Source organism: Aliiroseovarius marinus (assembly GCF_050881025.1).
GTDB lineage: Bacteria > Pseudomonadota > Alphaproteobacteria > Rhodobacterales > Rhodobacteraceae > Aliiroseovarius > Aliiroseovarius marinus_A.
This window is the reverse complement of record NZ_JBNNXQ010000004.1, coordinates 302,253-328,861: the sequence shown is the minus strand read 5'-3', so window position 1 is coordinate 328,861 and position 26,609 is coordinate 302,253. Positions and strand designations below refer to the sequence as shown.

The following is a 26,609-nucleotide window of genomic DNA, read 5'->3' as shown; positions in this document are numbered from 1 at the left end:
TTAGGCGTTTTCACCTCAAGCCTTGTGATGTAACTTCTGAAATCCTTTGATGGTTGCTCAGAGTAGTACCCTTTTTCTCCTAACTTGAGGCTTGGGAACACGCGCTCTTCTCCCGTTTTTCTCTGGTGTTGCACGTATCGAAGAAAACCAAGCCGGATTAGCTCAGGGTGCAGAGGGACAACCCGTTTCTCGTGTCCTTTGGTGCGCTGGGTTTCGTCGCCCTCATGTTAGAGTAGGAATGGTATGCCGTCTTCTGTTTGGACGTCATCAAGCCTGAGCTGACACAGTTCGTTTAATCGTGCACCCGTCCATAGACCGAGAAGCGGTAGCCAGTACGAACTCGTCAAACTCATGTTGGTGCTACCGGGTTCAGAACGCCGACGCTCTGATTTACAACCGTCGAATAACGGACTGTTGAACAGTGTTTGTAGCTGGGCGGTACTGAAGGGGTCTGCGTCATCTCGCGCGTTTGTCGTGGTCTTCAACTTCATTGGACCAAAGATATCGGGGACATGTTCATCAAGTTGACGATCTGCCCACTTCCATGTCGCCTGTAATCTGCCTAGCGCCTTGTTGATTGTACTGTTCGAAAGCGTAGGCAGGCCGTGCTTAGCAGCCACAGCCACAGCTTCGGCCAAAGGAAGCCCTTTCGTCAGCGCGTACTTGTTCCTGTTACTTGGCAATCCGATTAACAACTCTTTGAAAGCTCTTGCGTCCGCTTTTTGCTAATCAAGTACAGGACGGTAACCACGCAGTTCGATGAACAGATCGGTCCATGTTTGATAGTCGTCGATCAACTTGGGCGACCATTCCTGTGTACGTTTGGCTTCTTCCCTGCGGCTCTCAAACAACTCCGACAACAAAGGCCCGCCAGAGGACTCATGAGGGGTGCTAGAGGCTGTTTGCGGCGTCTCGACCACCTCACCCGAGAAACGCTTCTGAATGGCCTCTGAGGCCCGTATATGGGCTTCCTGAAGCTTACGAGCCAATGCTCTCCACGAGGACGACGTCGGAGACAACCAGATGTCGGCATTGTCCCAAGTCAGGACATCTTCTGCCTCGTCAACAAAGAAAGTATCGAGTTCACCTCGTGCGTATTGTGAGCGCACGGCACCAGCCAAGTCAGAAGTCATCTGCTTAGCGTCTTCAAAGGTCTTCGCTGCAGTGTAACCAGAAAAACCGCTCGTGCGTATCTCGTCGTCTTCGTCAAGCAGGTGCTAATAATAAACGTCATGGGCAAGCTGTAGCTGTTCAGCTGCAAGCTCGTCCTGCGCTGGACGTGTTAGTTGTCGTCTGTGAACGTCGAACTTCCGGTCAACTTCAGCCGCAGCGATCCTAACCAGGCGAATAGCCTCAGCGTGGTCCTTTGTCTTGAGTGAGAACGTTTCTTCACTCTTAGGATACGTCTCAGCAATGTCTCTAGGGATAGCCGCACGGTGATAATAGACAACGTTTCGGCGATATAATCTGGGGTGTCCGGGCATTCTTTCTAAAGTCGCCACTGTAACACCTCGCTGTAACAACCACGGATGTAAGCCCTTGATACACAAGGACGTCCATCAATATCAACAAGATATGAGAGAATGGTGGAGCCTAGCGGGAGCGCGAAACAGTAGAGACTGTCCTTATATTTCAGTCACTTACAAAGCCCCTCTTGGAGCAAATGGTACATTCCACTGTAACACTTTGACTAAATCCTGGACAACGCTAAATCAGCACGACTTAGATCGAACGCAATTTTAGACGGCATCTCTTCGAGCCTTTTTTGCCTTGTGTCTAGCAAGTCTCGCTGCAGCCTCTCTAACAGCTTCAACGTTGGGTACACAGTCTGGAAAATTGTAGTAGGCAGTCCCATCAAATATCAGATAAGCGGCAGCGTCGTAGACTTTGGCGGCCCATTCTTCATCGTCGTAGTTCCCTAAACTAACTCGACCCTTTCCGTCATAGATTTCAGCTCGCCAGTAGACCGCACCGTTTGTTCGGTATGCCTTTCTAACGCCTTTAAACTCAGATGATGTATTGCGCTTGCCTCGTCGGTTTCTCGTCACAGACTGGCGGTCGTACGTCGTGGTCAGGTTCTCAAGGCGGCAATCTAAGCTGAACCTGTTGTGAAAGGTAACATGCTTGATATCCTCAATCGCTTTGTTGGGAGAAGCCAAAGACAGAACATATTGATGTAGGGATATCCGTTTCCCCTCAAAGTCAGCTACTGCGTAAACGTAGGCCGGTGGGCGGATCAGTGCAAACCAACGAATAGCTCTCAATTGGTCGTAGTACTTTGCATCGACGATTGCTTCCAAGTCACGCGTAGTTGGAATGAGTGCGTAAATATCTTCGGGAAGCTTGCTGGTGATTTCAGCAAGCCTATCTTTTGTGTTCTGAACAAGTTGGATCATTCTTAAACAGGCAGTTAATATGGAGAAAATGCGCTAACTCGCGGTGGCTCTAAAATCTTGACTGGCAATTAGCCTTTATCATTAAATCTGAACTCTGTTAGCTTTCTACCGATCATCCCTCGTACGGCTAACCCCGGTTCCTCAAAGACAATTACGAACTTTTTATTTTTTGAAAGCTGATCCAATAGTGAAGTCGGGCGCAATCCGTCCACCGTTTTCCTCTCAGTCCTTTCACCGATAATCACACCCCCAACAAATCGCCCATTATATGCTACTTCAATCCGCTCCTTCTGGCTTGTGCCTTTAACGCCCGTGAGGGCATTTGCAACACCGGAGTTAGCGTCGTTCTCGTAGCTGCCTTTTGCTGAGAAAGTACCACTGTCGAACGAAATACTAAGCTCGCAAGACGGGTCCATCATTGTTGAGGGTAGACTAGTAGGGGTCGCTTTCCAAACGTGGTTCCCAACATGGCTCAAGAACTCGCTAACTAGATTTACATCTTCGAGTTTCTCGTCGTGTAGTTCGATTTCTTCGTTGGGTATCTCTTTCAATCTAACTAAAGATGTTGCGATGTTGTCGTGAAAGTCGGGCAATACTTGAGCCGCCCGCAAATACTCGCTTGCTTCCGCAACGAAACCTGCGTTCAAAAGCAAACGTGCCAGATTGCCCATTGCGATTGTTTCGTTTTCATCAGCTGCCTTTTTGTATGCTTCTACTGACTTGGCGCTCATGTTTAATTGCTGATAGATGACACCTAGGTTGTTCCACGTGGTTCCGTTGCGCTTGTTCTCTGGTATCTTCTCATAGTGGTACATTGAGAGTACATCGCCATCGTTTTCCGAATGAGCGTAGGCCAAATCGAACCTTTTCTGCAAATTGGTTGGATCAATTGAGATCTCCCTTTCCAGTAAAGCTGTCCTTAGTAGATCATCCTTGTACCAGCTACGGAGGTTACGAAGTTTCGATAAGACTAGTTCTTCTGTTTTGGGATCTCCCACTAATGCCCGCATTTCGTCGATGATGCTTATCACTTCGCCTACATCGCAGTCTTCAGGATACGTGTTCGCCAACTCTCCGAGCAGCTCGATCTTCTCGTTATCATCCTCAACCTTTTCGATGGCTCGACGGAAGAACTTTTGAGCATTCTGTTTATCGTCAAAATGTAAGAAAGCTCGAGCGGCATGAGCTTGAATGGGCGCAATATCTTCGTGAGCAAGCGCTTGTTTCTCAAGCGACCGCGGATCACCTTCGCCCGACACTTTAAGCTTCAAGTACTCAACAGCTGCATTCCATTCTGCACGCGACCGAGTATCTTGTGGACCTAGTGAAGCGGTATATGCCTTTTCCACGCGCTGACAGTACTCCTCATCACCCCGTAATAGGCCCTTAATGATCCCAAATCGATAATCGCTCAATTCCCAACTATCATTAGGTTCTGTCAACGAGTGCGTTGCGTCTTCTTCTATTATCTCCTGCGACACCGGAGAGGTTGGTTCCGACTTTGCGGCATAGCTATCATCCTCGTCGCCAAGACTGTGTAGGTTATTAACCATCTCCATAATGCTGGGAAAGGCTTTCTCCGGCATTGCTCTGTTAAATGAAATGTACTCTAGGTTTCCTTGTAAACCACCCGGCGTCCGCACTCCGTCTTCAACAAGCAATATAAGTTTCATCCCCCGACCGATTGCTAGGCCAGTTTCTTGGATGATCCAGTCAGAAGTTTTCCATTCAATATCTTCTTCTCGCACCGCAATCCGCGCACTGAGCTTAGAGCGCCTGAAATTATGTTCTTTGACCGTTCCCTCGTTCTGAGTGCAAATTCCAATAAAGAGATTTTTCCCATTTATTAGCTCAAGTACCTTTTCCGAAACATCCTCTGATCGGGACTCAGTTGCGTGCACCCAGTCGAAGTTTTTTGATCCATTTTTCAATGTATCGAAGAAATCCGTGAACTTACGAACCACCTCTTCGTCTTTATCCGAAAAACTGTGACCAACGAATGCCCGCACACCAGTCATAGTACCCCCTTGAAATACCACTGCATTAGATTTCTCTCGCCAACAATCAACCTAGAATTGCCTTAAGACTAAGGTATTGTCTACACACGTCTGTTTGCACCACTCCCCGTAGTTAAACAGCCGTGTTCTCCTACAGCTTTCTGCCCCAATGAAAACCTGTATTGCACAGATAAACAAAGGTTTTGCGCACCGCTTCTCGAAGGGGAACTGCCTGTGAGTAGCAGAACTTGCAAAACAGAGTACCAAGCGAGCAGCTGAAAAATAAATCAACGGTAACTCGACTAAAGAATGCAGAGGTGTCAAATCTGTTCAGGAACGTTTCAGCTTTCCCAACGAGACAATGTCACATCAGCCGCTGCAGGATCTGACCTAATGCGCAGCACAGTCTGACGTGTAAGCCCGGTTGCCTTGGAAATCTCAGAAGCACCCTTGTCTTGCCCCAGCATGTCCACGACAACGCCCAGCGCTTCACGGTCATAGCTGGGCTTCTTCCCACGATACTTCGATCCATCGCGTCGTGCTGCCTCTATGCCAGCCCTCTGAGCCTCTTTGGTGGCTTCTGCCTGTGCCTGAGCACTTGCGGCCATAAAGGCTATCAGAGCGTCCCTGACGGCCTCTTGCATAGGGTCTTTAGTTGACCCGTCGAATGTCAGTCCGTTGATGACTGTCTTGATTACAACACCCTGTCTCATGAAGTGTCGGATCGTATCGGTAACGTCTTGGTAGTTGCGTCCCAAGCGGTCCACCCAACGGACAACCAGAGTGTCACCGTGGCGTAACTTGTCGTAAAGCCGCTTGCCCTCTTCCCGCTCTTTAAGCTCGGTACTGATACCGGAGACCCCGTGGTCAGCGACAACCTCGTCGATCACAAAGCCCGCAGCTTCAGCCTGATCCTTCTGGTGGTCGATGGTTTGGTCTGTAGTTGAAACTCGTGCGTACAAGATGGTCTTGCTCATGTGATCCTCACGTGTCCGTTTAGGTTGTGTACGTTTAATTAAGTGTACGTTGTTAAAAGTCAACCCTTACGGACGCACAAAACTATATATCGCAAAATGTACGTTTAAGTATACCCTATCGGACAAAAACATAAGTACACACCAATTCGATGCGTACAGACCACTTGCCATCTCAGTCCGAAAGCGGTAGGAGATAAAGCAAGGCGATCAACTCCATTTGGCATTGATATCAATACCTTGCGTCGTTCAAACCTGATAGGACACGCAACATGAAAGAACTTCTCCACATCAACATCCCTTATCTCGGTCGCTTGTATGCGCAATGGGACACCATCACACCTAGCCGTATTGAAATCGAAGCTTTGGTAGATGAAACAGGCTGTGAATATCTCATTTGCCTAGGACGCCTTCGTGCCTACATCACTTCGGCAAAAACACTAGCTAATGAAAGAGCCGCAAGTGCATCAGCATATGAACGTCTGTTTGCGAGCTAGGCCCTGCTTGAAGGCCGCTGAAACTCCTTAAACAGCTTTCGACCCTCGGCGCTCAGTACATAACAAAGGCGTCGGGGGTCTTCCCTGTCTGGGTATCCGACCACCAACCCTAGACCTTGCGCCTTAGACCGCGCCTGACCAGCCCCTAGAGACTGCGTGACACGACTGACGGTAGATTGTGTAAGCCCCGTGGCAGCTTCAATTACTGGGCGATTACAGTGTGGGTTGCGAGCGATACAAAGAAAGACCTGCAGCTTGGTTATATCCATGTGCTGACCCTGCTGCTTAAAGCGAGCGATAATGTCTAGGCTAAGGTTCAGATCATCCGACATTGGGAAAGTGTCTCCAACAAAATGTTAGCAATGTGCTTTGATTTAATGAGACAAGAAGACAGTCATTACCCTTTAATGTCAACGCATTAGCTGAAAATCCCAGCCAACTACAGTAAACGCTCAGATGCAATCCAACTGCATCGACAATCACGGATACGTACAGACCGACCACCCCCATAGGGGGGAACGCCAAGATAACGCCTTATAGGTTGGCCGCTCAGATTTTTGACCCCAGAACAGGCCCTATTACTGACAAGACGCAGTTACTCAGCTTACCAGTCCATGAAGCCCATCCACTCTGGCTCACTACGTCCTAGTCGATACACCCAACAATCTGATCGAGCCTTACAAGCATTAGCTAGTAGAGCTGTAGCTTAAGCTTTGTGTTCATTGTTTTAGACCACGAGGACGGAGACCCATCGGGATTAGCTTAAGCTTCCCCAATGGTGGCACCTAACTTGGTACCCTTCAGCTCACATGCTCATATGGTCTTACAACTACGATGCTTACTAGCTTCAGCTACCATCGTCCTAGTCATCAACACCCAACAGTGAACTACAATCTAAGCTTAAGCTACAGGCTGTGCCTATCTCTATAGTATATAGCAACAGCCCATAGCATTATTCTAATGGTGGAACCTAATTATTGCCGTTTTTTATCAATATCTTACAAGGCTCAGCTTTGGGCCGTAGAGCGTTCAGCGAACTAAACCCAAGTGTACCCTGAGCCTTCCCCACGGTTCATAGCCTCAATGGCTTGTTCTGGGGCATTCAGAAATCAAAACTTGCTTGTGGCGGGTCGTACGGCTCGATTAGCTCAGGTCCGTCGCTGTTTGGTTTGATCGGCGCGATTGCGTGATACTCAAAACGCCCGTTCCAGTTTGTCCCCAACTCTGTCTGAGCCTGTTCTCGCCCCATCGTGTAAGTCAGCCAGTCCTGAACTTGCTCAGGGGCCATTATCACGGGCATACGGCTGTGAATGTGCGCAATCTGCTCTGAAGGTTTGCGCGTAATGATGGTGCAGGAAATTCCCCCATCGACTTCGCGCTGATAGAACCCAGCAAAGAACAGGAGCGGATTGTTTCGTTTGACCGTTACGAAATGAGGTGTTGTGCGCCCGTCAACCTCTGGCCACTCATAGTACCCAATCGCGGGAATGATGCATCTGCCTGAAGTCCAATAGCGCTCCCAGAACGCAGCATTTTCGATTTTCGAGTTTATCAGCTTGCGCTTGGACCCCTTCGGCGTCATTTGCCAAGTAGCACTTGTCAGCAGAAACCCGCCTTCGTCCGAGAAAGCGATGTCTATCATATCCGTTGGGTTGAGGTTATAGCTTGGGTTAGCGCTTGGGATCGACCCATCAGGCAAATGGGTGCCATAGAGAAAATAGTCCATAAGATCGGCCATCTGGCGCTGGGTTAAATGACCTGCTGCAAACTTTCCACACATACCACAGATTGCGCCTAGCAAGCTGAAAACGTCAAGTGACAGGCCCACCCCTCGCTAAAGGGGTAGGCTCCTTGTTTGGTTGTTAGATTAGTTTACTGACCTGCTAGATCAGCCACGCCAGAGTAGACAGAACGCGCATGGCCGAACGCTTCGCGCTTCACGCCTTCAACTTGACTACGCAGATCCGCATCTTCTTCCAGAAGCTTGGCACGAGCTGCCTTTCGGAAGTTCATGATAACACGTTGTACCATCATAACACGTGGGTTCATCTGAGGGTCAGCTGCGTCTTGGAAACGTTCACGGCCTAGGTCGTACTGAGCACTGTCAAAGACCTTCTCTAGCGCCTGATACATGTTGTACCTACCGATACGGACAGTACCGTGTAGCTCAAGCAAGCGAGAGTATTGAGCCGTGGTCATTTCCACACCTTCAAGCTTTCGCGTAGGTGCACTGAAACCGAAGTCCAGATTGCCCAGCTCGTCTAGCACTTTGTCCTGCTTCCAATCACCAGCGATGATCGGGTTGGCAGCAGCGAACGCATCGCCAATAGGACTGGTCATATCAGCGCCCCAGCCTTTGGGGTACTGAATAGCTTCACCAGTGATCCACGAACGCCGTGCGGGTAGGTCATCAGAGAAACCGGGGACTGTGTTCATCACAGCATCCACGACACTTCTGACTTCCCGCATCTCGTTGTCCACATGCTTACGCATCTCACGTTGGGCTGCAGAGAACGGAACCATAGACGAAGCGTATTGACGCATGAGACCCGGCAGGAAACGCTCAGGATCACTGACGCCTTCCACCACGTCGATCAAACCTTGCAGGTATGTCTTCGAAGCGACGTTGTTGACCAAGCCAATGATAGCTGAAGTTGCCAACTCTGACATCTCAGCTTCACCCACTTGCCCACCAATCTCAGCGACATCAGCAGCGATACCCAAAAACATCGCATATGGGTCCATACGCCGGTATTCCACGTACCGCTTACCGCCGTTGCCGTCATCAGTGACAACGCTGTAGGGCCGCCAGCCTGTTTCCATCAGACGCGCACGAAGTGTAGGGTCTTTTGGACCAGAACCAGTGATACGCCCCTCCATAGCCAAAGTCACACCCATGCCCCACATAAGCGAGCCTGTAGCCAGCTTACCGTTGGCCGAAGCCATGCGACGTGGATCACCACTGTTGATGTCATCCATGAGCGATTTACTCAGGCGACGAAGCACAGGGGTACGCTGAACACCAGCCTTCAGAATGTTCGTAGGGGTACGGACGAAGGGTAGGATCAGCTTCATACCGGGGTGTCTGTTTGTGAAGTCTTGGACGTGCCGCGAAGGCGAGTCCTGACGCAAGTCCTGCGTGTAGGTTGCTTCACGTGCATAGTCGAGATCAACCTGAGAACGGGCAGAACCTTTACGGTCAAATGCTGTAGCCATGCGGTCAGCGATGTGCTGGCCCATCTCTTCTTTGGTGATCTTCCCTGCAGCTACCAGATCGGAAGCTTCAGTGGACAGACGGGCATAAAGGTTGGAGCGGTAGTTCATTTGCTTGAACAGCTCGTCACCAGCCAACAGCCCACGCGAAGGCAGGCGGATGGTTTCACCCATGTAGTTCACCAAGTTACGGATCACAGGGTTCTCTGATTGAGACCTGATAGCGTGGTAATCCACACCGTTGGCCTCAAGGATAGCAGCTTCAGGGTCTAGGATGTTACGCCCACGCTTCAACGCGGTACCAGCCATCTTAAAGCTGTCCTTCAGGGCCATAGAGAGACCCTGATATTGGACGAACCCTTCACGCATGGTAGCCCCATCGAGACGCATAGCCCCACCCACCATCTTCTCAGCTGGTAGCAAGAGCGTATTCATTGCGTTGGACATGAGGTTGACCATGTGGGTCTTGGGGCCAGACAGGATCGAGTTGATGTAGATCTCGTTGACCACACGCATAGGCGTTGAAGGGTCAGTCTCGACGATACGCAGTAGCCCACGCTCACCACCCTTGGTTTCCTTGTTCAACAGGATAGCCTTAGCTCTCCCTTCGATGCCTTGGATACCGCCATCCTTACCCAGACGTGACGCCAGAAGGTCTTGTGTCGCGATCTCATGTCCATCGAGCCAGTCAGCGGTACGGATGCGGCCAGCTGCAGTTGTCTGAGCTGAGCCAGTGATTACCGACTTCAGGTTAGCTGAGGTTTCCACGAGGCGTTGTTCAAGGCGGATGAACTTCTCCATGTCCATCTTTGACGCAGACCCAGCATCAATCTTGGAAGCCAGTGTTTCCACTTCACGAGCCAGAGATTGAACCATTGCTTTACCAGCAATAACGATACCCTGCTGCTTCTCAGCATCCTTAGCCATACGCGCAAGTGACGCATCAATGATCTCAGGGGACACCTCAACAGCATCAGTTAGGAAGCCCTTGGCGTCTTTCACGATCTCGTCGAAGGTAGTCTGATCTTTGATACCAGCTGCAACAATGTCATCAGCGGCCATGTTCATGACTTCCTTCACGTCCACATCTGCGTCCATGTTGTCGAAGTTGAACAGCTTACCGTCGAGCGCTCGGTTAGGATCAGCCATAGACCCACCACGACGGATAGCCATCTCTTGTGTGAGAGCATCTGTGAGCGTGTCAGTGTTTACCGTGGTTACTGCTTCAAGTTCACTAGAACGAGGAACAGCAGGGCCATGTACATCAGCACCGACAGTAACATCGGCTTGAGCATTGGCATCAGCAGCTCTAACATCTTCAATCCTTTCTGGACCAGCTCCTGTGTGTTTTAGGTTCGGGTCACTTACTTCGTCAAATAGCTCAAGCTGGTCGAACAGCTCAGGCTCTTTCTCAGCGATCTCAGCAAGACCATCGTTCATGATCGAAGCCGCAGCTTCATCACCTTCGACACCCTGCACCTTCTTCGCTTTCTTGAAGAGCTTGATCAGGCGTACCGCACCTTCAGTGGCTAGGCCCATGCCCAACCCTTCAATCGCGTTCTTGAGCTTCCCTTCGAACACACTGTCGTCACCGTCCGCAGACAGGTACTCAGTGATAGGGTCTTGCAATCCGACGTTATCCCGCAGGAAATCGGAGAAGCGATCTTCGTGTGCATCAAAGGCGGCGAAGTCAGTGGCCGCGCCTAGGCTCATAGCTTGAGCTGCAGCACCAGCTGTGGTCTTGGCCTTAGCGAGATTAGCAGCTTTACCGACAGCACCGTAGGCAGACACGAACTGGACAATACCACGGCCCATGTTGCCAACCATCGTTTCGTTCTCAGCCACTTCAGGTAGGTCGATAAAACCGCCTTCACCTAGGAGACCACTGGTTTGCCACGAGGGGATTGTGTACTGACCGCTCTTGACCTCTTCAGGGGAGAGCCATTCAAAGCCTTCCTCTTCGGTGTAGTAGATGTCTGAGCCACCTGTGATAGCGTTGCCAATACCTTCGCCAGCCCATTGGATGGTTTCACCCATCTCTTGCAAGCCGTCGCGTACACCACCGACTACGGCCTTGCCTGTTTCCTTGAGCACCTTACCGACACTCAGGGGTTCTTTCGGTTGCTCTGGGGCGGGGGTTGCCCCCTGCCCTTCAGCACCAGTTGTAGACGGGACAACGAGCATCCCGTTTTCGTCGAACTGTAGTCCTGACTTGCGTGGTTTGCGTTCCGCGCTGGGCTTGGTTGCTTCTTTGCTGGCCGTAGGGACAATCAGCATACCATCTTCGTCAAACTGCAGATTAGACATTCAAGCAGCCTCCCTGCTGACTTGGGCAGGTGGTCTGTTCATCAGCAAAATGGATTGGACTGGTGCGAGCACGTACATTGGTAATCGCACTGCGTGTTTGTCCAAGTGCAGTTGCGATCTCGCGAGCTGTCATACCTTTTCGCGTTAGCTTGATAACCTTTGCAACATTCACTTTGGTAATTCGCTTTGACAGACGCTCTACGCGCAGTGGCACACCGTGAACTTGTGCAATTCTGCGTACACTCGTTTCGGAGACAGAGAACTCTTCTGCAATTTCAGAAATCCTAAGGTCACCATCTGCATAAGCTTGCGCGATTGCTTGTTCAGTTTCGGGTGTCTGCTTGCGATTGAAATGCGCTGACCGCGAAAGCTTTGCGACTTTGATGCTTCCATCCGGCTGGTGCAGGTTTCCGTACATATCGGTAAATGGCTGAGGGTATTGTTCGTCGACATCATACAGTCGGTGCGGAGGTAAGTTGTTCATTTGGGTTCCACATGTGTTTTCTTTTGGGGGAGAAAGTACACCGCGCTTTCAAGCCGGGAGCATGAGCTGTTCCAGCAAAGAAAGGATCAGTGTACCTAATGGTGGCCCCTATTTGGCGGAAACTTGAACAAAGCCACTTAAGGCTGTATCCATTTACCCAGTTAACCCGCTGACTAGATTGAGATTTATATGATTGAACCAGACATCTTGTGGGGACGGTTGCTTACACTCGCATGTATAGTCACTTGTTGGGTTGTTTGGACTGAAGCCAAACGTAACCTTGAGCGCTTAGCCACGAATGAACACACCAGCAAACTGAAGGCACTTCAAAGGTACTTTAGCTTTCCGGTAGACAATAAAGTTGATCCCGAAGTGGTGGATTTCCGTTGGCAGCGAGCGGTCGACAAACAACGCAACCTCCGAAACCTCTCAGCCTCGTTGGGGATGTTCGTGTTTGTGTTTGCTATCCTGCCCCAACTGTTTTGAGCGGATACGCTTAGCTCGCCCAATCCAATTCATCACAAGCCCGAAAGCCGCATTACTCTGTAAATCTATTGATACCCATTAAGTCCAAACCCGGATACTCGATCTGGCAAACAGCATCATACAATGTAGGTAACGGCATCTTACCGTCCCCGTATCTTCCAGCCATTCCCGGCAATGCGTGACCTAACAGGATATCGTTAATATCGCGGCTTACCCCCGCATGTCGGCAAGCATCTTTGAAGTTGTGGCGAAAAGAATGGAAAGAAGTCTTAGGCGTTTTCACCTCAAGCCTTGTGATGTAACTTCTGAAATCCTTTGATGGTTGCTCAGAGTAGTACCCTTTTTCTCCTAACTTGAGGCTTGGGAACACGCGCTCTTCTCCCGTTTTTCTCTGGTGTTGCACGTATCGAAGAAAACCAAGCCGGATTAGCTCAGGGTGCAGAGGGACAACCCGTTTCTCGTGTCCTTTGGTGCGCTGGGTTTCGTCGCCCTCATGTTAGAGTAGGAATGGTATGCCGTCTTCTGTTTGGACGTCATCAAGCCTGAGCTGACACAGTTCGTTTAATCGTGCACCCGTCCATAGACCGAGAAGCGGTAGCCAGTACGAACTCGTCAAACTCATGTTGGTGCTACCGGGTTCAGAACGCCGACGCTCTGATTTACAACCGTCGAATAACGGACTGTTGAACAGTGTTTGTAGCTGGGCGGTACTGAAGGGGTCTGCGTCATCTCGCGCGTTTGTCGTGGTCTTCAACTTCATTGGACCAAAGATATCGGGGACATGTTCATCAAGTTGACGATCTGCCCACTTCCATGTCGCCTGTAATCTGCCTAGCGCCTTGTTGATTGTACTGTTCGAAAGCGTAGGCAGGCCGTGCTTAGCAGCCACAGCCACAGCTTCGGCCAAAGGAAGCCCTTTCGTCAGCGCGTACTTGTTCCTGTTACTTGGCAATCCGATTAACAACTCTTTGAAAGCTCTTGCGTCCGCTTTTTGCTAATCAAGTACAGGACGGTAACCACGCAGTTCGATGAACAGATCGGTCCATGTTTGATAGTCGTCGATCAACTTGGGCGACCATTCCTGTGTACGTTTGGCTTCTTCCCTGCGGCTCTCAAACAACTCCGACAACAAAGGCCCGCCAGAGGACTCATGAGGGGTGCTAGAGGCTGTTTGCGGCGTCTCGACCACCTCACCCGAGAAACGCTTCTGAATGGCCTCTGAGGCCCGTATATGGGCTTCCTGAAGCTTACGAGCCAATGCTCTCCACGAGGACGACGTCGGAGACAACCAGATGTCGGCATTGTCCCAAGTCAGGACATCTTCTGCCTCGTCAACAAAGAAAGTATCGAGTTCACCTCGTGCGTATTGTGAGCGCACGGCACCAGCCAAGTCAGAAGTCATCTGCTTAGCGTCTTCAAAGGTCTTCGCTGCAGTGTAACCAGAAAAACCGCTCGTGCGTATCTCGTCGTCTTCCTCAAGCAGGTGCTGATAGTAGACATCGTAAGCAAGCTGTAGCTGTTCAGATGTAAGCTCGTCCTGCTCTGGGCGTGTTAATTGTCGTCTGTGAACGTCGAACTTCCGGTCAACTTCAGCCGCAGCGATCCTAACTAGGCGAATAGCCTCAGCGTGGTCCTTTGTCTTGAGTGAGAACGTTTCTTCACTCTTAGGATACGTCTCAGCGATGTCTTTAGGGATAGCCGCACGGTGATAGTAGACAGCATTTCGACGGTATAATCTGGGGTGTCCGGGCATTCTTTCTAAAGTCGCCACTGTAACACCTCGCTGTAACAACCACGGATATAAGCCCTTGATACACAAGAACTTCCATCGATATCAACAAGATATGAGATAATGGTGGAGCCTAGCGGGGTCGAACCGCTGACCTCTTGCATGCCATGCAAGCGCTCTACCAACTGAGCTAAGGCCCCAACCTTGACGGCGTATCTGCCGTCTGTGCGCGGTATTTATGCAAAGGCGCGCAGGGGTTCAACCCAAAAAACACGCCTTCGCAAAAATTCTTCGACGGTTAGTCGTCGTCGTTTGCAGGAACGTCTGCGATCTCGTCCAGCGACACGTCCTCGTCGTCGTCGTCATCCAGAACATCATCGCCCAGATCCACGTCTGCTGCGTCGTCATCTTCCAACACCGCATCCGCGTCTTCCACCAGGTCGTCCTTCATGACGGCCTTGTCTTCTTTGTCCGCCACCATCGTGCGCGAGCCTTTGCCGGTCTCAAGGTTGATCACCTCGCCGGTATAGGGGCTAACCACGGGGTCGGCGTTCAAATCGTAAAAGCGTTTTCCGGTTGTCGGGCAGACACGTTTGACGCCCCATTCAGCCTTGGGCATTTGAAACCCTTTCCGTTCGTTCAATCTGTCGAGTTTGAGGCCAACTGCCACAAGTGCGCAAGGGTGTCAAAGGCTTTTCCTGCGAAGGGTTGACGCGCGCGGGGTTCCCGCGTCAATGAAAGGCATGTTCTTTAAATCCGCCACTGATCGCCTGATGGAAAATTGCCAGCTCGACGTGCCCGGCAACCCGGCCATCAAGATTGCGCTGCGCGTGTCAAAACGGGCGCGGCGGCTGTCGCTGCGCGTCTCCAGGCTGGATGGACGGGTCACGCTGACCGTGCCCGTCGGCACCCGTCGGCGCGAGGCAGAGGGGTTTGCGCGCGAACGGGCGGATTGGATTCGCAACCACCTTGCGGACACGGCCTCGCCTGAACGTCCTTCTATTGGCAGCACGCTGCCGTTTCGCGGCGCGGATGTCGAGATCACACGCGGCACGGCGCGCACGGTCCGGCTCAACGGCCATCACCTTGAGCTTCCTCCGGGCGAGGCATCTCGTGACGCGATCAGGATCGAGAGCTTTTTGAAAGAACAGGCCCGCGCCGCGCTGGTTGCCGCCAGTGACCACTACAGCGCCGCCCTTGGCCTGCCCTATGCAAGCGTAACCCTGCGCGACACACGCTCGCGCTGGGGCTCGTGCAGCGCGCGGGGCAACCTGAGCTATTCCTGGCGGTTGATCATGGCCCCGCCAGAGGTGCTGGATTATGTCGCCGCCCATGAGGTCGCGCATCTCAGGCACATGGATCATTCATCCGCCTTCTGGTCGCAGGTCGAGGCGCTCTGCCCCGGTTACGACACGCCCCGCCGCTGGCTTCGTGATCACGGAACGGCTTTGCACCGCTTTCGGTTTCGCGACTGATCCGATGCAGGATTGACCTTGCGGTGATTTGTGATCACAATTCGCCCATGCAAAGTCAAACCCGCCCCCAACCCGACAGCACCAGCGCCCATGAACGTGTCTATCGCCACCTGCGCGCGCGCATCATGCATGGCGAACTGGATCCGGGGGAAAGCCTGACCATCCGCGGCATCGGCAAGGATTATGACGTCTCGATGACCCCCGCGCGCGAGGCTGTCAGGCGGCTGGCGGCCGAAGGGGCGCTGACACTCTCAAGCTCAGGACGCGTAACGGCACCGGACCTGACCCCGGAACGGATCGAGGAGCTGGCCGCACTGCGCGCCCTTCTGGAACCCGAACTGGCCGCCCGCGCCCTGCCCCGCGCGCACCTTGCGCTGATTGACCGGCTGCGCGCCATCAACGCCCGCGTTTCCGAGCATGTCGCCAAACAAGATGCCGTTGGCTATCTGCGCACAAACCTAGAATTTCACCGGTCGCTCTATTTGCGCGCCCAGGCACCCGCGATCCTTGCCATGGCGGAAACGGTGTGGCTGCAACTCGGCCCGACCATGCGCGCGCTTTATGCCAAACGGAACCGCACGGATCTGCAACGCCACCACCGCATGATCCTTGCCGCGCTGGCAGCGGGCGACGAGCCCGCGCTCAGGCTCGCCGTGCGCACGGATGTCACGCAAGGCTTGAAGATGTTGGTGGGGTAGCATGTCGCCGTTGATCACGGCTCATCTGAGCGCCAAATAAATGCAACTCACACCGATTTACGACGAAGGAATAAAGTGTTGTTTAACCTAGGAACCCTTAGATCGATTCTTCTTCGCGATCCCTTGGTTACCGCCAGACTGCCAGCAGGTCGCTACACTTTTTTGCATATAGTCCACGACGAGATTGATGACACAAATAGTCAATTTGGCGAAGTGACACTGCCCGACGATGATCTTGCAAGCCAGCTCGCAACTTTAGCCGAAACGGCGGGTGTCAATCGGCGCATCGCCCTCGGAAGCGAGGTCTCTAGCACTGACGCAGAGACGTTTCTGTCACCCCTTGGGTGCGACGGCGCGGACTATCGTAGAAAGTTGAGAGCCATGTCACGTAGAGGCGACTACTTGACTGGTTTCTCCTACACAGGGAATTCTGGCGATTGGAGATATCGTGATACCAATCACTTTGAAAGCTGGTCTATCTTATTGGCAACAAGCGATGCAGCCATCGCTTGGGAAGCCAAATTGCGATCTGGGGAAAACATCAACTTCCCAAAAAATGAGCACGCCCGAAAGCGTGCCCTTTGATGTTCAAACTGAGCGCTTTTACGCGTGAATCGGCCCATCCCCACAAGCCAGCGCCGCCTCGCGCACCGCTTCCGAGAAGGTTGGGTGGGCGTGACAGGTGCGCGCCAGATCTTCTGCCGATCCTCCGTATTCCATCAACACGCAGGCTTCATGGATCAGCTCGCCCGCGGCAGGCCCCATGATGTGCACGCCCAACACGCGGTCGGTGGCTTTGTCGGCCAGAATTTTCACGAAGCCATCGCCCATGAACACAGCCTTCGCACGGCCATTGCCCATGAAGCTGAACTTGCCGACCTTGTAGTCAACGCCAGCCTCTTTCAGCTCCTGCTCGGTCTTGCCCACAGACGCCACTTCGGGCGAGGTGTAGATCACGCCGGGGATCACGTCGTAGTTCACATGTCCGGCCTGACCGGCGATGCTCTCGGCCGCCGCCATGCCCTCGTCCTCGGCCTTGTGCGCCAGCATCGGGCCTTCGGTCACGTCGCCAATCGCCCAGATGCCCGGCACGGATGTTTTCCAGTGGTCGGTGGCAATCTGGCCGCGTTCGGTCATCTTCACGCCAACCGCTTCCAGACCCAGACCGTCCACGAAAGGACGGCGACCGGTGGCAACCAGCACCACATCGGCCTCGATCGCGTGTTCGCTGTCATCCTTGAGGCGCTTGTAGTTCACGGTCGCTTTGGTCTTTTTGGCCTCGACGTTCTGGACTGCCGCGCCCATGACGAAGGTCAGACCCTGTTTTTTCAGCGTGCGCTGGAAGGTCTTCTGGATGTCCTTGTCCATGCCCGGGGTGATCTCGTTCAAGAACTCGACCACAGTTACTTCCGTGCCCAGACGTGCATAGACCGAACCCATTTCAAGGCCGATCACACCGGCGCCGATGACAACCATCTTCTTGGGGATCTTCGGCAGCTCAAGCGCGCCGGTCGAGGTCACAACGACCTTCTCGTCCACCTCGACACCCGGCAGGCTCGAAGGCTCCGACCCGGACGCAATCACGATGTTTTTCGCAGTGTGCACCTCGTCACCCACCTTGACCTGACCGGCGGCAGGGATCGACCCCCAGCCTTTCAGCCAATCGACCTTGTTCTTTTTGAACAGGAACTCGATGCCCTTGGTGTTCTGGCCAATCACGTCGTCTTTGTAGGCCAGCATCTCTTTCCAATCGACCGACGGGCTTTTGCCCTTCAGGCCCATCTTGGCGAAGTTATGCTCGGCCTCATGCAGGCTGTGGGAGGCATGCAAAAGCGCCTTCGAGGGGATACAGCCCACGTTCAGGCAGGTGCCGCCCAGGGTCTCGCGCCCTTCGACACAAGCGGTTTTCAGGCCCAGCTGGGCGCAGCGGATGGCACAAACATAGCCGCCCGGGCCACCACCGATTACGATTACGTCATAGTCTGCCATGGTCTTTCCTTTGTCTTACCGGGGGTCAGGGGTTCTACCTCCTGTGCCAAATCTGCGATTTATCGCCATCCCGGGATGTTTTTGGCAAGAAAAAATAAGGCGCCGCATTGGTTGCAGCGCCTTGTCTTGATTACAGGTCCATCAACAAGCGACGGGGATCTTCCAGCGCTTCTTTCACGCGCACAAGGAAGGTCACGGCGCCCTTGCCGTCAACGATGCGGTGGTCGTAGCTCAGCGCCAGATACATCATCGGGCGGATCACCACCTGGCCGTTGATCGCCATCGGGCGGTCCTGGATTTTGTGCATGCCAAGGATGCCCGACTGCGGCGGGTTCAGAATGGGCGAGGACATCAGCGAGCCATAGACACCACCGTTCGAGATGGTGAAGGTGCCGCCCTGCATTTCTTCCATCGAAAGTTTGCCGTCACGGGCACGGCGGCCTTTCTCGGCGATCGCTTTCTCGATCTGGGCAAACGACATGCTGTCGGCATCGTTGATCACCGGAACCACAAGACCGGTGGGCGTGCCAGCGGCGATGCCCATGTTCACATAGTTCTTGTAGACGATGTCGGTACCGTCGATTTCAGCGTTCACTTCCGGCACTTCTTTCAACGCGTGGCAGCAGGCCTTGGTGAAGAAGGACATGAAGCCCAGACGCACGCCATGTTTCTTCTCAAACAGGTCCTTGTACTCTTTGCGCAGAGCCATGGTTTCCGTCATGTCCACCTCGTTATAGGTGGTCAGCATGGCGGCGGTGTTCTGGCTGTCTTTCAGACGGCGCGCGATGGTCTGACGCAGGCGCGTCATCTTCACACGTTCCTCGCGCGACGCATCACCAGCCGCGCGCGGGGCGGCCGGGGCCGGCGCGGGGGCAGCGGCTTTCGGTGCGGCCAGAGCAGCGGCAACGTCGTGCTTCATCACGCGGCCATCGCGGCCGGTGCCCTGAACGTCAGCGGGGTTCAGGCCAGCTTCGGCCATGGCTTTCTTGGCCGAGGGTGCGTCTTCCACATCCTTGCCAGCCGCCGCAGGCGCAGCCGCAGCGGCGGGGGCCGCAGCAGGAGCAGCGACAACAGCGCCGCCAGCCGACAGAACAGCCAATTTGGCCGTGGCGTCCACGGTGGTGCCTTCAGGGGCAAGAATTTCTGCCAGAACGCCAGCGGCGGGCGCGGGCACTTCAACCGAAACCTTGTCGGTTTCCAACTCGCAGAGCATTTCGTCCTGAGCGACCGTGTCGCCCACCTGTTTGAACCAGCTTGAAACAGTGGCTTCCGACACGCTTTCGCCCAAGGAAGGCACCATCACGTCAACGGCCTGACCGGCGTCACCAGCCGGGTCGGCGGCGGCCGGAGCGGCTTCGGCAGCAGCGGGTGCAGGTGCAGCCCCTTCGCCTTCGCCAATCATCGCCAAGAGGGCGTCAACGCCCACGGTTTCGCCTTCGGCGGCGACGATCTCGCCCATCACACCAGCGGCGGGCGACGGCACTTCGACGGTGACCTTGTCGGTTTCCAGCTCGCACAGCATCTCGTCAACGGCAACGGCGTCGCCGGGTTTCTTGAACCATGTTGCGACCGTGGCTTCGGTCACGCTTTCGCCCAGCGTGGGGACACGTACTTCAATGCTCATGGTTTATTTCCCTTCCATCGTCAGCGCGGCGTCCACCAGCGCTTCTTGTTGTGCTTTGTGGGTGGATGCCAGACCCGTGGCGGGCGATGCCGCCGCCGGGCGACCGGCATAGACCGGGCGCGTGTGTTTCGCGCCAATGCGGGTCAGAACCCATTCGATATTCGGTTCGACAAAGAACCACGATCCCTGGTTTTTCGGCTCTTCCTGACACCAGACAATCTCGGCCTGTTTGAAGCGCTCCAGCTCTTTCACGCAGGACATGGCCGGGAACGGATAGAACTGTTCAAGGCGCAAGATATAAATGTCTTCGATGCCGCGTTTGTCACGCTCTTCCAGCAGGTCATAGTAAACCTTGCCAGAACACATAACGACGCGCTTGATCTTGTCGTCTTTCACCAGCTTGGCGTCCGAGCGCCCCGTGCCATTGTCACGATCGCCATCATCCCACAAGACGCGGTGGAAGCTGGACCCTTCGGTGAAGTCTTTGGCATCCGACACGCACAGCTTGTGGCGCAGAAGCGATTTCGGCGTCATCAGGATCAGCGGCTTGCGGTAGCCGCGGTGCAGCTGGCGACGCAGGATGTGGAAGTAGTTGGCCGGGGTCGAGCAGTTCGCCACGATCCAGTTATCGCCCCCACACATCTGCAGGAAGCGTTCCAGACGGGCCGAGCTGTGTTCCGGCCCCTGCCCTTCGAAGCCATGCGGCAGAAGGACGGTCAGGCCCGACATGCGCAGCCATTTCGATTCACCCGACGAGATGAACTGGTCAAACATGATCTGCGCGCCGTTGGCGAAGTCGCCAAATTGCGCTTCCCACATCACCAGCGCATTGGGTTCGGCCAGCGAATAGCCATATTCGAACCCAAGCACCGCGTATTCCGACAGCATCGAGTCGATGACCTCGTAGTGGGCCTGACCCTCGCGGATGTTGTTGAGCGGGTAATAGCGTTCTTCGGTGTCCTGATTGATCAGGCCCGAATGACGCTGGCTGAACGTGCCGCGCGTACAGTCCTGACCGGCCAGACGCACTGGGAAGCCCTCGGTCAGAAGCGAGCCAAAGGCCAGCGCCTCGGCGGTCGCCCAGTCAAACCCGGTGCCGCTGTCAAACATCTTGGCCTTGGTGTCCAGAAGACGCCCAACGGTCTTGTGCATCGGGAAGTTGTCCGGTGCAGTGGACAGAGCCTTACCAACCTCGTTGAAGGTCTCGGTCGATATCTCGGTCTTGCCGCGCTGATATTCGTCGCTGTTGGTGTCCAGATGCGACCAGCGCCCGTCCAGCCAGTCGGCCTTGTTGGGCTTATAGTCTTTGCCGGCTTCGAACTCGTCGTTCATTTTCGCCTGGAAGGCCGCTTTCATGTCCTCGATCTCGCCTTCCGGGATCAACCCGTCCTTGACCAGACGTTCGGTGTAAAGCTGCAGCGTCGTCTTATGCTTCTTGATGTTTTTATACATCAACGGGTTGGTGAACATCGGCTCGTCGCCTTCGTTGTGCCCAAACCGGCGATAGCAGAAAATGTCCAGAACCACGTCTTTGTGGAACTTCTGACGGAATTCGGTGGCCACGCGGGCGGCGTGCACCACGGCTTCCGGGTCATCGCCGTTCACGTGGAAAATCGGGGCTTCCACCATCAGCGCGATATCCGTGGGATAGGGCGACGAGCGCGAGAAATGCGGTGCAGTGGTGAAACCGATCTGGTTGTTCACCACGATATGCATCGTGCCGCCGGTTTTGTGACCCACAAGGCCGGACAAGCCGAAGCCTTCGGCCACAACGCCCTGACCGGCAAAAGCCGCGTCACCGTGCAGAAGGATCGGCAGAACCTGATCGCGGTTCACGTCGTTCATCTGTTCTTGCTTGGCGCGCACCTTGCCCAGAACCACCGGGTTCACAGCCTCAAGGTGCGAGGGGTTCGCGGTCAGCGACAGGTGGACCTTGTTGTCATCAAACTCGCGGTCCGACGAGGCGCCAAGGTGGTATTTCACATCGCCCGAACCGTCGACCTCTTCGGGTTTGAAACTGCCGCCCTGAAATTCGTTGAAGATCGCGCGATAAGGTTTCTGCATCACGTTGGCCAGAACCGACAGGCGGCCACGGTGCGGCATGCCGATCACCACATCCTTCAGGCCCAGCTGCCCGCCACGCTTGATGATCTGCTCCATCGCAGGGATCAGCGCTTCGCCGCCATCAAGACCGAACCGCTTGGTGCCCATGTATTTCACGTGCAGGAATTTCTCGAAGCCCTCGGCCTCGACCAGCTTGTTCAGGATCGCCTTACGACCTTCCTGCGTGAAGCGGATTTCCTTGTCGAACCCTTCGATGCGTTCCTTCAGCCAACCCGCTTCTTCCGGGTTCGAGATGTGCATGTATTGCAGCGCAAAGGTACCGCAATAAGTGCGCTTCACGATCTCAAGGATCTGACGGATCGAGGCAACCTCAAGACCCAACACATTGTCGATAAAGATCGGACGATCCATGTCGGCTTCCGAAAAACCGTACGAAGCTGGGTCCAGCTCAGGATGCGGCGTCGGTTCCTGCATACCCAGCGGATCAAGGTCTGCAGCCAAGTGGCCACGAATACGGTAGGCCCGGATGATCATCAGAGCCCGGATCGAATCCAGAACGGCGCGTTTGACCTGATCGTCGGAAAGCTGAACGCCCTTCTCGGCGGCCTTCGCTTCGATCTTCTTGGCCGCTGCCTTGCCTTCTTCGGCAGGGGCCTCAGGCCATTGACCGTCCAGAGCATGCACCCGCTCGCCTTCCGGCATCGGAGGCCAGTCACCGCGCGCCCAGCTGGGGCCAGCGGCCTCGGCGGTCACGTCACGGGCGTCATCCCCAAGCTCTGCGAAAAACGCGTGCCACGCGGCGTCGACCGCGTTGGGATCCTTCACATACTGGGCATAGAGCTGCTCGAGGTACTCGGCATTATGCCCTTGCATGAAGCTTGATGCATGGAAGATGTCGTTGGGGCTCTGGTCGTTCATGGGGTCACCTGAGGATTTGAAAACGCGCGCCCCATGTTTCAGGGGCGCGCGAGGGTCGTCTTACTTGCCGATCGCTTCCAGCACGGCCTCGCCCAGCGTTGCGGGGCTGTCTGCCACCACAATGCCAGCCGCGCGCATGGCTTCGATCTTGTCTTCGGCACCGCCTTTACCACCGGCAACGATGGCACCAGCGTGGCCCATGCGACGGCCCGGAGGTGCCGTACGGCCAGCGATGAAGCCAGCGACCGGCTTCCAGCGGCCTTTCTTCTTCTGTTCGGCCAGGAATTCAGCAGCTTCTTCTTCTGCCGAACCACCGATTTCACCGATCATGATGATCGACTGAGTTTCGTCGTCGTCCAGGAACATGTCCAAGACGTCGATATGCTCGGTGCCCTTGATGGGGTCGCCGCCGATGCCGACAGCTGTCGACTGGCCCAGACCGATATCGGTGGTCTGTTTCACGGCCTCATAGGTCAGCGTACCCGAGCGCGACACAACGCCAACGCTGCCGCGCTGGTGGATGTGGCCGGGCATGATGCCGATTTTACAAGCGCCGGGGGTGATCACGCCGGGGCAGTTCGGGCCCACAAGACGCGAGCTTGATCCTTCCAGCGCGCGCTGAACGCGCATCATGTCCAGCACCGGAATGCCTTCGGTGATGCAAACGATCAGTTCCATCTCGGCATCAATGGCTTCAAGGATCGAATCCGCTGCGAAGGGCGGCGGCACGTAGATCACGGAAGCATTGGCTTCGGTGACGTGCTTTGCCTCGTGCACCGAGTTGAAGACCGGAAGGTCCAGATGCGTCTGGCCACCTTTGCCCGGCGTCACACCGCCGACCATTTTGGTGCCATACGCAATGGCTTGTTCCGAGTGAAAGGTCCCCTGCGAGCCGGTAAAGCCCTGACAGATCACCTTGGTATTTTCGTCGATAAGGACTGCCATGTGGTAGTCTCCTTAATAATTCGTTTTGCCAGCTTCGGAGCCTCTCCGAAAAGGCAGGTTCAAACGAGTGATTAGGTACTCTGCGGGCTCACAACCCAAGTGTTCGCGCCATCGTCACAGGCCACAGGTGCATTGCGCATTCGCGCTTCTGCCATAAGTGCGTCCATGTCTGGCCCACTGGGGCACGACAATGTGATCGAAGGACGTTCAGCAGCCGTTGCGGTTGAAGCATCGGGTTGCTTGACGCATCCAGAAACTGTCGCAAGTAGCGCCGCTGACACTAAGATCTCCCGCATTGGGTTTACCCCTTCACCGCTTTCACGATTTTCTCTGCACCGTCCGACAGGTTGTCGGCAGCGATCACATCAACATCCGAGTTGTTGATGATGTCTTTACCGGCTTCCACATTGGTGCCTTCCAGACGCACGACCAGCGGAACCTGCAGGCCCACTTCTTTCACGGCTGCAACCACGCCTTCGGCGATGACGTCACAGCGCATGATGCCGCCGAAGATGTTCACAAGGATGCCCTTCACGTTGGGGTCCGAGGTGATGATCTTGAAGGCCTCAGTGACTTTCTCTTTGGTCGCACCGCCACCAACGTCCAGGAAGTTCGCCGGTTCAGCACCGTAGAGTTTGATGATGTCCATGGTGGCCATTGCCAGGCCAGCGCCGTTCACCATGCAGCCGATCTCGCCGTCCAGAGCGATGTAGTTCAGGTCGTATTTCGACGCTTCCAGCTCTTTCGGGTCCTCTTCGGTGGTGTCGCGCAGTTCAGCGATGTCCGAGTGGCGGTAGATGGCGTTGCCGTCAAAGCCAACCTTGGCGTCCAGCACTTTCAGGTCGCCGCTGTCCGAGATGATCAGCGGGTTGATCTCAAGCATCTCCATGTCCTTCTCGGTGAAGGCTTTATAGAGCTTGCCCATCAGAGCAACGCACTGTTTGACTTGTGCACCTTCCAGGCCCAGTGCAAATGCGATGCGGCGGCCGTGGAAACCTTGGTAACCCGTTGCCGGATCAACCGAGAAGCTCAGGATCTTTTCGGGGGTCGCTTCCGCAACTTCCTCGATGTCCATGCCGCCTTCGGTCGAGCAAACGAACGAAATGCGCGAAGTTTGGCGATCTACCAGCAGAGCCAGATACAGCTCACGCTCGATGCCGGAACCGGCTTCGATGTAGATGCGGTTCACCTGTTTGCCAGCGGGGCCGGTCTGGTGGGTCACAAGGGTGCGGCCCAGCATCTTCTTGGCTTCTTCAGCGGCTTCTTCCACCGATTTGGTCAGGCGCACACCGCCTTTTTCGCCAGCGTCGGCTTCCTTGAAGGAACCCTTGCCGCGGCCGCCTGCGTGAATTTGGGCTTTGACCACCCAAAGCGGTCCGTCGAGTTCACCTGCGGCGGTTTTGGCATCTTCTGCTTTCAATACGACGCGGCCGTCCGAAACGGGGGCGCCGTAGGATTTCAGAAGGGCCTTCGCCTGGTATTCATGAATGTTCATGAAATCATCCTATCCAGTTGGTCCATTGGGTCCGGGACAACATGCACAGGTGAAACACCAGTCAGAAGAACTTTTTAAGGAAATCGGGGTTTTTGCGCTAACTTTTTGAAATTTGTGATCACAGCTGAAAAAGTGTGATCACAAATCAGCAAATGTCGCTGGCGCATCGCAGAGATTCGCGTTTGTAACGATCTGCACGAAGCAACAAGGGCGCCCGTAAAGGACGCCCTTGCTGAATTTCTGGCTGGGTTTAGGCCAGCGAGCTGTCGATGCCTTTACAGGCTTCCACAAGACCCTTCACCGCATCGACCGACTTGTCGAACATGGCTTGTTCGTCTTTGTTCAGCTCGATGTCGATCACCTTCTCGATGCCGTTGGCACCGATGATGGTCGGCACGCCAACATAGAAACCGTCAAGACCATATGCGCCGTCAACATAAGCCGCGCAGGGCAGCAGACGTTTCTGGTCGTTCAGGTAAGCCTGAGCCATCTCGATGGCCGAGGCGGCCGGGGCATAGTAGGCCGAACCGGTTTTCAGCAGGCCAACGATCTCGGCGCCACCGTCACGGGTGCGCTGAACGATCGCGTCCAGTTTTTCCTGGCTGGTCCAGCCCATTTTCACCAGATCCGGCAGCGGGATGCCGCCAACGGTCGAATAACGGGTCAGCGGAACCATGGTGTCGCCGTGGCCGCCCAGTACAAAGGCGGTGACGTCACGCATGGAGACGTCAAATTCGACCGACAGGAAGTGACGGAAGCGGGCCGAATCCAGCACGCCAGCCATGCCGACAACTTTCTCGTGCGGCAGGCCCGAGAACTCGCGCAGCGCCCAAACCATGGCGTCCAGCGGGTTGGTGATGCAGATCACAAACGCATTGGGCGCGTGCTCTTTAATGCCTTCGCCAACCGACTTCATAACCTTCAGGTTGATGCCCAAGAGGTCATCGCGGCTCATGCCCGGCTTGCGCGGCACGCCAGCGGTCACGATGCAGACGTCGGCGCCGGCAATGTCTTCGTAAGACGTGGTGCCCGACAGGGCTGCGTCGAACCCCTCGACGGGGCCGCTTTCTGCGATGTCGAGTGCTTTACCCTGGGGGATACCGTCCGCAATATCAAAGAGGACAACGTCGCCCATTTCTTTCAGTGCAGCAAGGTGAGCAAGTGTGCCACCGATCATGCCGCTACCGATAAGCGCAATCTTGGGTCTGGCCATGAGTGTGATCTCCGATCAGTTGTTTTCGGGCGCATGCGTAGTCCGAAAGTGCCTTTCGCGCAAGGGCGCTGCAGCGCGGCATCATACCGGGCTTGCAACCGAATG

At 54.6% G+C, this 26,609-nt stretch carries 19 protein-coding genes, 1 tRNA gene and 1 pseudogene; 3 read left to right on the top strand and 18 right to left on the bottom strand.

The window, feature by feature from the left end:
• Nucleotides 1–725 precede the first annotated feature (725 nt).
• The 5 genes from ACRY08_RS14205 to ACRY08_RS14185 all read right to left on the bottom strand — a co-directional run bounded on the left by ACRY08_RS14205 (nt 726) and on the right by ACRY08_RS14185 (nt 5,370).
• Entirely contained in the window at nt 726–1,133 is a 408-nt protein-coding gene (locus ACRY08_RS14205; protein WP_432450613.1) for a hypothetical protein, read from the bottom strand.
• 84 nt (nt 1,134–1,217) lie between these two features.
• Nucleotides 1,218–1,484 carry a DUF6538 domain-containing protein gene (locus ACRY08_RS14200; RefSeq protein ID WP_432450619.1) on the bottom strand — a complete coding sequence of 89 codons (267 nt, stop codon included), beginning with the start codon at nt 1,482–1,484 and terminating at the stop codon, nt 1,218–1,220.
• Between the two features lie 255 nt (nt 1,485–1,739).
• Nucleotides 1,740–2,396: a hypothetical protein gene (locus tag ACRY08_RS14195; protein ID WP_432450612.1), complete on the bottom strand. Its 657-nt coding sequence runs from the start codon at nt 2,394–2,396 to the stop codon at nt 1,740–1,742.
• Nucleotides 2,397–2,464: 68 nt separating this feature from the next.
• Nucleotides 2,465–4,414: a hypothetical protein gene (locus ACRY08_RS14190; protein WP_432450611.1), complete on the bottom strand. Its 1,950-nt coding sequence runs from the start codon at nt 4,412–4,414 to the stop codon at nt 2,465–2,467.
• Between the two features lie 320 nt (nt 4,415–4,734).
• Nucleotides 4,735–5,370: a recombinase family protein gene (locus ACRY08_RS14185; protein WP_432450610.1), complete on the bottom strand. Its 636-nt coding sequence runs from the start codon at nt 5,368–5,370 to the stop codon at nt 4,735–4,737.
• Nucleotides 5,371–5,639: 269 nt separating this feature from the next.
• On the opposite strand from ACRY08_RS14185, the gene ACRY08_RS14180 reads away from it, so the two are divergent.
• The gene (locus tag ACRY08_RS14180; protein ID WP_432450609.1) at nt 5,640–5,864 is read left to right on the top strand and encodes a hypothetical protein; all 225 of its coding nucleotides are present in this window, start codon (nt 5,640–5,642) and stop codon (nt 5,862–5,864) included.
• A 1,102-nt stretch (nt 5,865–6,966) separates the two neighbouring features.
• Here the strand turns inward: ACRY08_RS14180 and ACRY08_RS14175 are convergent.
• From ACRY08_RS14175 to ACRY08_RS14145, 7 genes and pseudogenes are all read right to left on the bottom strand, one after another.
• Nucleotides 6,967–7,644, bottom strand: a complete 678-nt coding sequence (locus tag ACRY08_RS14175; RefSeq protein WP_432450608.1) for an SOS response-associated peptidase — start codon at nt 7,642–7,644, stop codon at nt 6,967–6,969.
• 92 nt (nt 7,645–7,736) lie between these two features.
• Nucleotides 7,737–11,384, bottom strand: coding sequence for a hypothetical protein (locus tag ACRY08_RS14170; protein WP_432450607.1), 3,648 nt, complete (start codon nt 11,382–11,384; stop codon nt 7,737–7,739).
• Nucleotides 11,377–11,868 carry a hypothetical protein gene (locus ACRY08_RS14165; protein ID WP_432450606.1) on the bottom strand — a complete coding sequence of 164 codons (492 nt, stop codon included), beginning with the start codon at nt 11,866–11,868 and terminating at the stop codon, nt 11,377–11,379. Before ACRY08_RS14165 ends, ACRY08_RS14170 begins: the two co-directional genes overlap by 8 nt.
• A gap of 538 nt (nt 11,869–12,406) precedes the next feature.
• Nucleotides 12,407–12,820 (bottom strand): annotated as a pseudogene (locus tag ACRY08_RS14160) (hypothetical protein); the annotation flags it as partial.
• Nucleotides 12,821–13,348: 528 nt separating this feature from the next.
• Nucleotides 13,349–14,125 (bottom strand): DUF6538 domain-containing protein, encoded by a 777-nt coding sequence (locus ACRY08_RS14155; RefSeq protein WP_432450605.1) that lies wholly within the window; start codon nt 14,123–14,125, stop codon nt 13,349–13,351.
• 82 nt (nt 14,126–14,207) lie between these two features.
• Nucleotides 14,208–14,283, bottom strand: a tRNA-Ala gene (locus ACRY08_RS14150).
• A 98-nt stretch (nt 14,284–14,381) separates the two neighbouring features.
• Complete coding sequence (locus ACRY08_RS14145) at nt 14,382–14,702, bottom strand: TIGR02300 family protein (protein ID WP_432450604.1); 321 nt, start codon at nt 14,700–14,702, stop codon at nt 14,382–14,384.
• Between the two features lie 124 nt (nt 14,703–14,826).
• Here ACRY08_RS14145 and ACRY08_RS14140 point away from each other — a divergent pair, with 124 nt between their 5' ends.
• Nucleotides 14,827–15,558 carry a M48 family metallopeptidase gene (locus ACRY08_RS14140; protein WP_432450603.1) on the top strand — a complete coding sequence of 244 codons (732 nt, stop codon included), beginning with the start codon at nt 14,827–14,829 and terminating at the stop codon, nt 15,556–15,558.
• A 47-nt stretch (nt 15,559–15,605) separates the two neighbouring features.
• Nucleotides 15,606–16,256 carry a GntR family transcriptional regulator gene (locus tag ACRY08_RS14135; protein ID WP_432450602.1) on the top strand — a complete coding sequence of 217 codons (651 nt, stop codon included), beginning with the start codon at nt 15,606–15,608 and terminating at the stop codon, nt 16,254–16,256.
• Between the two features lie 603 nt (nt 16,257–16,859).
• On the opposite strand, the gene lpdA is transcribed toward ACRY08_RS14135, so the two are convergent.
• The 6 genes from lpdA to mdh all read right to left on the bottom strand — a co-directional run bounded on the left by lpdA (nt 16,860) and on the right by mdh (nt 26,504).
• Complete coding sequence (gene lpdA / locus ACRY08_RS14130; RefSeq protein ID WP_432450601.1) at nt 16,860–18,245, bottom strand: dihydrolipoyl dehydrogenase; 1,386 nt, start codon at nt 18,243–18,245, stop codon at nt 16,860–16,862.
• A 130-nt stretch (nt 18,246–18,375) separates the two neighbouring features.
• Nucleotides 18,376–19,869, bottom strand: a complete 1,494-nt coding sequence (odhB, locus tag ACRY08_RS14125) for a 2-oxoglutarate dehydrogenase complex dihydrolipoyllysine-residue succinyltransferase (RefSeq protein ID WP_432450600.1) — start codon at nt 19,867–19,869, stop codon at nt 18,376–18,378.
• A 3-nt stretch (nt 19,870–19,872) separates the two neighbouring features.
• Entirely contained in the window at nt 19,873–22,851 is a 2,979-nt protein-coding gene (locus tag ACRY08_RS14120; RefSeq protein WP_432450599.1) for a 2-oxoglutarate dehydrogenase E1 component, read from the bottom strand.
• Nucleotides 22,852–22,911: 60 nt separating this feature from the next.
• On the bottom strand, nt 22,912–23,796 hold the full coding sequence (gene sucD, locus ACRY08_RS14115; RefSeq protein ID WP_432450598.1) for a succinate--CoA ligase subunit alpha: 885 nt from the start codon (nt 23,794–23,796) through the stop codon (nt 22,912–22,914).
• A gap of 301 nt (nt 23,797–24,097) precedes the next feature.
• Entirely contained in the window at nt 24,098–25,291 is a 1,194-nt protein-coding gene (gene sucC, locus ACRY08_RS14110) for an ADP-forming succinate--CoA ligase subunit beta (RefSeq protein ID WP_432450597.1), read from the bottom strand.
• Between the two features lie 250 nt (nt 25,292–25,541).
• Entirely contained in the window at nt 25,542–26,504 is a 963-nt protein-coding gene (mdh, locus tag ACRY08_RS14105) for a malate dehydrogenase (protein WP_163039258.1), read from the bottom strand.
• Between the last annotated feature and the right edge of the window lie 105 nt (nt 26,505–26,609).

What these genes read in the sequence shown, in the direction of transcription:
- ACRY08_RS14205 (WP_432450613.1), bottom strand. Translation starts at nt 1,133, where the DNA reads ATGACTTCTGACTTGGCTGGTGCCGTGCGCTCACAATACGCACGAGGT.
- ACRY08_RS14200 (WP_432450619.1), bottom strand. Translation starts at nt 1,484, where the DNA reads ATGCCCGGACACCCCAGATTATATCGCCGAAACGTTGTCTATTATCAC.
- ACRY08_RS14195 (WP_432450612.1), bottom strand. Translation starts at nt 2,396, where the DNA reads ATGATCCAACTTGTTCAGAACACAAAAGATAGGCTTGCTGAAATCACC.
- ACRY08_RS14190 (WP_432450611.1), bottom strand. Translation starts at nt 4,414, where the DNA reads ATGACTGGTGTGCGGGCATTCGTTGGTCACAGTTTTTCGGATAAAGAC.
- ACRY08_RS14185 (WP_432450610.1), bottom strand. Translation starts at nt 5,370, where the DNA reads ATGAGCAAGACCATCTTGTACGCACGAGTTTCAACTACAGACCAAACC.
- ACRY08_RS14180 (WP_432450609.1), top strand. Translation starts at nt 5,640, where the DNA reads ATGAAAGAACTTCTCCACATCAACATCCCTTATCTCGGTCGCTTGTAT.
- ACRY08_RS14175 (WP_432450608.1), bottom strand. Translation starts at nt 7,644, where the DNA reads ATGTGTGGAAAGTTTGCAGCAGGTCATTTAACCCAGCGCCAGATGGCC.
- ACRY08_RS14170 (WP_432450607.1), bottom strand. Translation starts at nt 11,384, where the DNA reads ATGTCTAATCTGCAGTTTGACGAAGATGGTATGCTGATTGTCCCTACG.
- ACRY08_RS14165 (WP_432450606.1), bottom strand. Translation starts at nt 11,868, where the DNA reads ATGAACAACTTACCTCCGCACCGACTGTATGATGTCGACGAACAATAC.
- ACRY08_RS14145 (WP_432450604.1), bottom strand. Translation starts at nt 14,702, where the DNA reads ATGCCCAAGGCTGAATGGGGCGTCAAACGTGTCTGCCCGACAACCGGA.
- ACRY08_RS14140 (WP_432450603.1), top strand. Translation starts at nt 14,827, where the DNA reads ATGTTCTTTAAATCCGCCACTGATCGCCTGATGGAAAATTGCCAGCTC.
- ACRY08_RS14135 (WP_432450602.1), top strand. Translation starts at nt 15,606, where the DNA reads ATGCAAAGTCAAACCCGCCCCCAACCCGACAGCACCAGCGCCCATGAA.
- lpdA (WP_432450601.1), bottom strand. Translation starts at nt 18,245, where the DNA reads ATGGCAGACTATGACGTAATCGTAATCGGTGGTGGCCCGGGCGGCTAT.
- odhB (WP_432450600.1), bottom strand. Translation starts at nt 19,869, where the DNA reads ATGAGCATTGAAGTACGTGTCCCCACGCTGGGCGAAAGCGTGACCGAA.
- ACRY08_RS14120 (WP_432450599.1), bottom strand. Translation starts at nt 22,851, where the DNA reads ATGAACGACCAGAGCCCCAACGACATCTTCCATGCATCAAGCTTCATG.
- sucD (WP_432450598.1), bottom strand. Translation starts at nt 23,796, where the DNA reads ATGGCAGTCCTTATCGACGAAAATACCAAGGTGATCTGTCAGGGCTTT.
- sucC (WP_432450597.1), bottom strand. Translation starts at nt 25,291, where the DNA reads ATGAACATTCATGAATACCAGGCGAAGGCCCTTCTGAAATCCTACGGC.
- mdh (WP_163039258.1), bottom strand. Translation starts at nt 26,504, where the DNA reads ATGGCCAGACCCAAGATTGCGCTTATCGGTAGCGGCATGATCGGTGGC.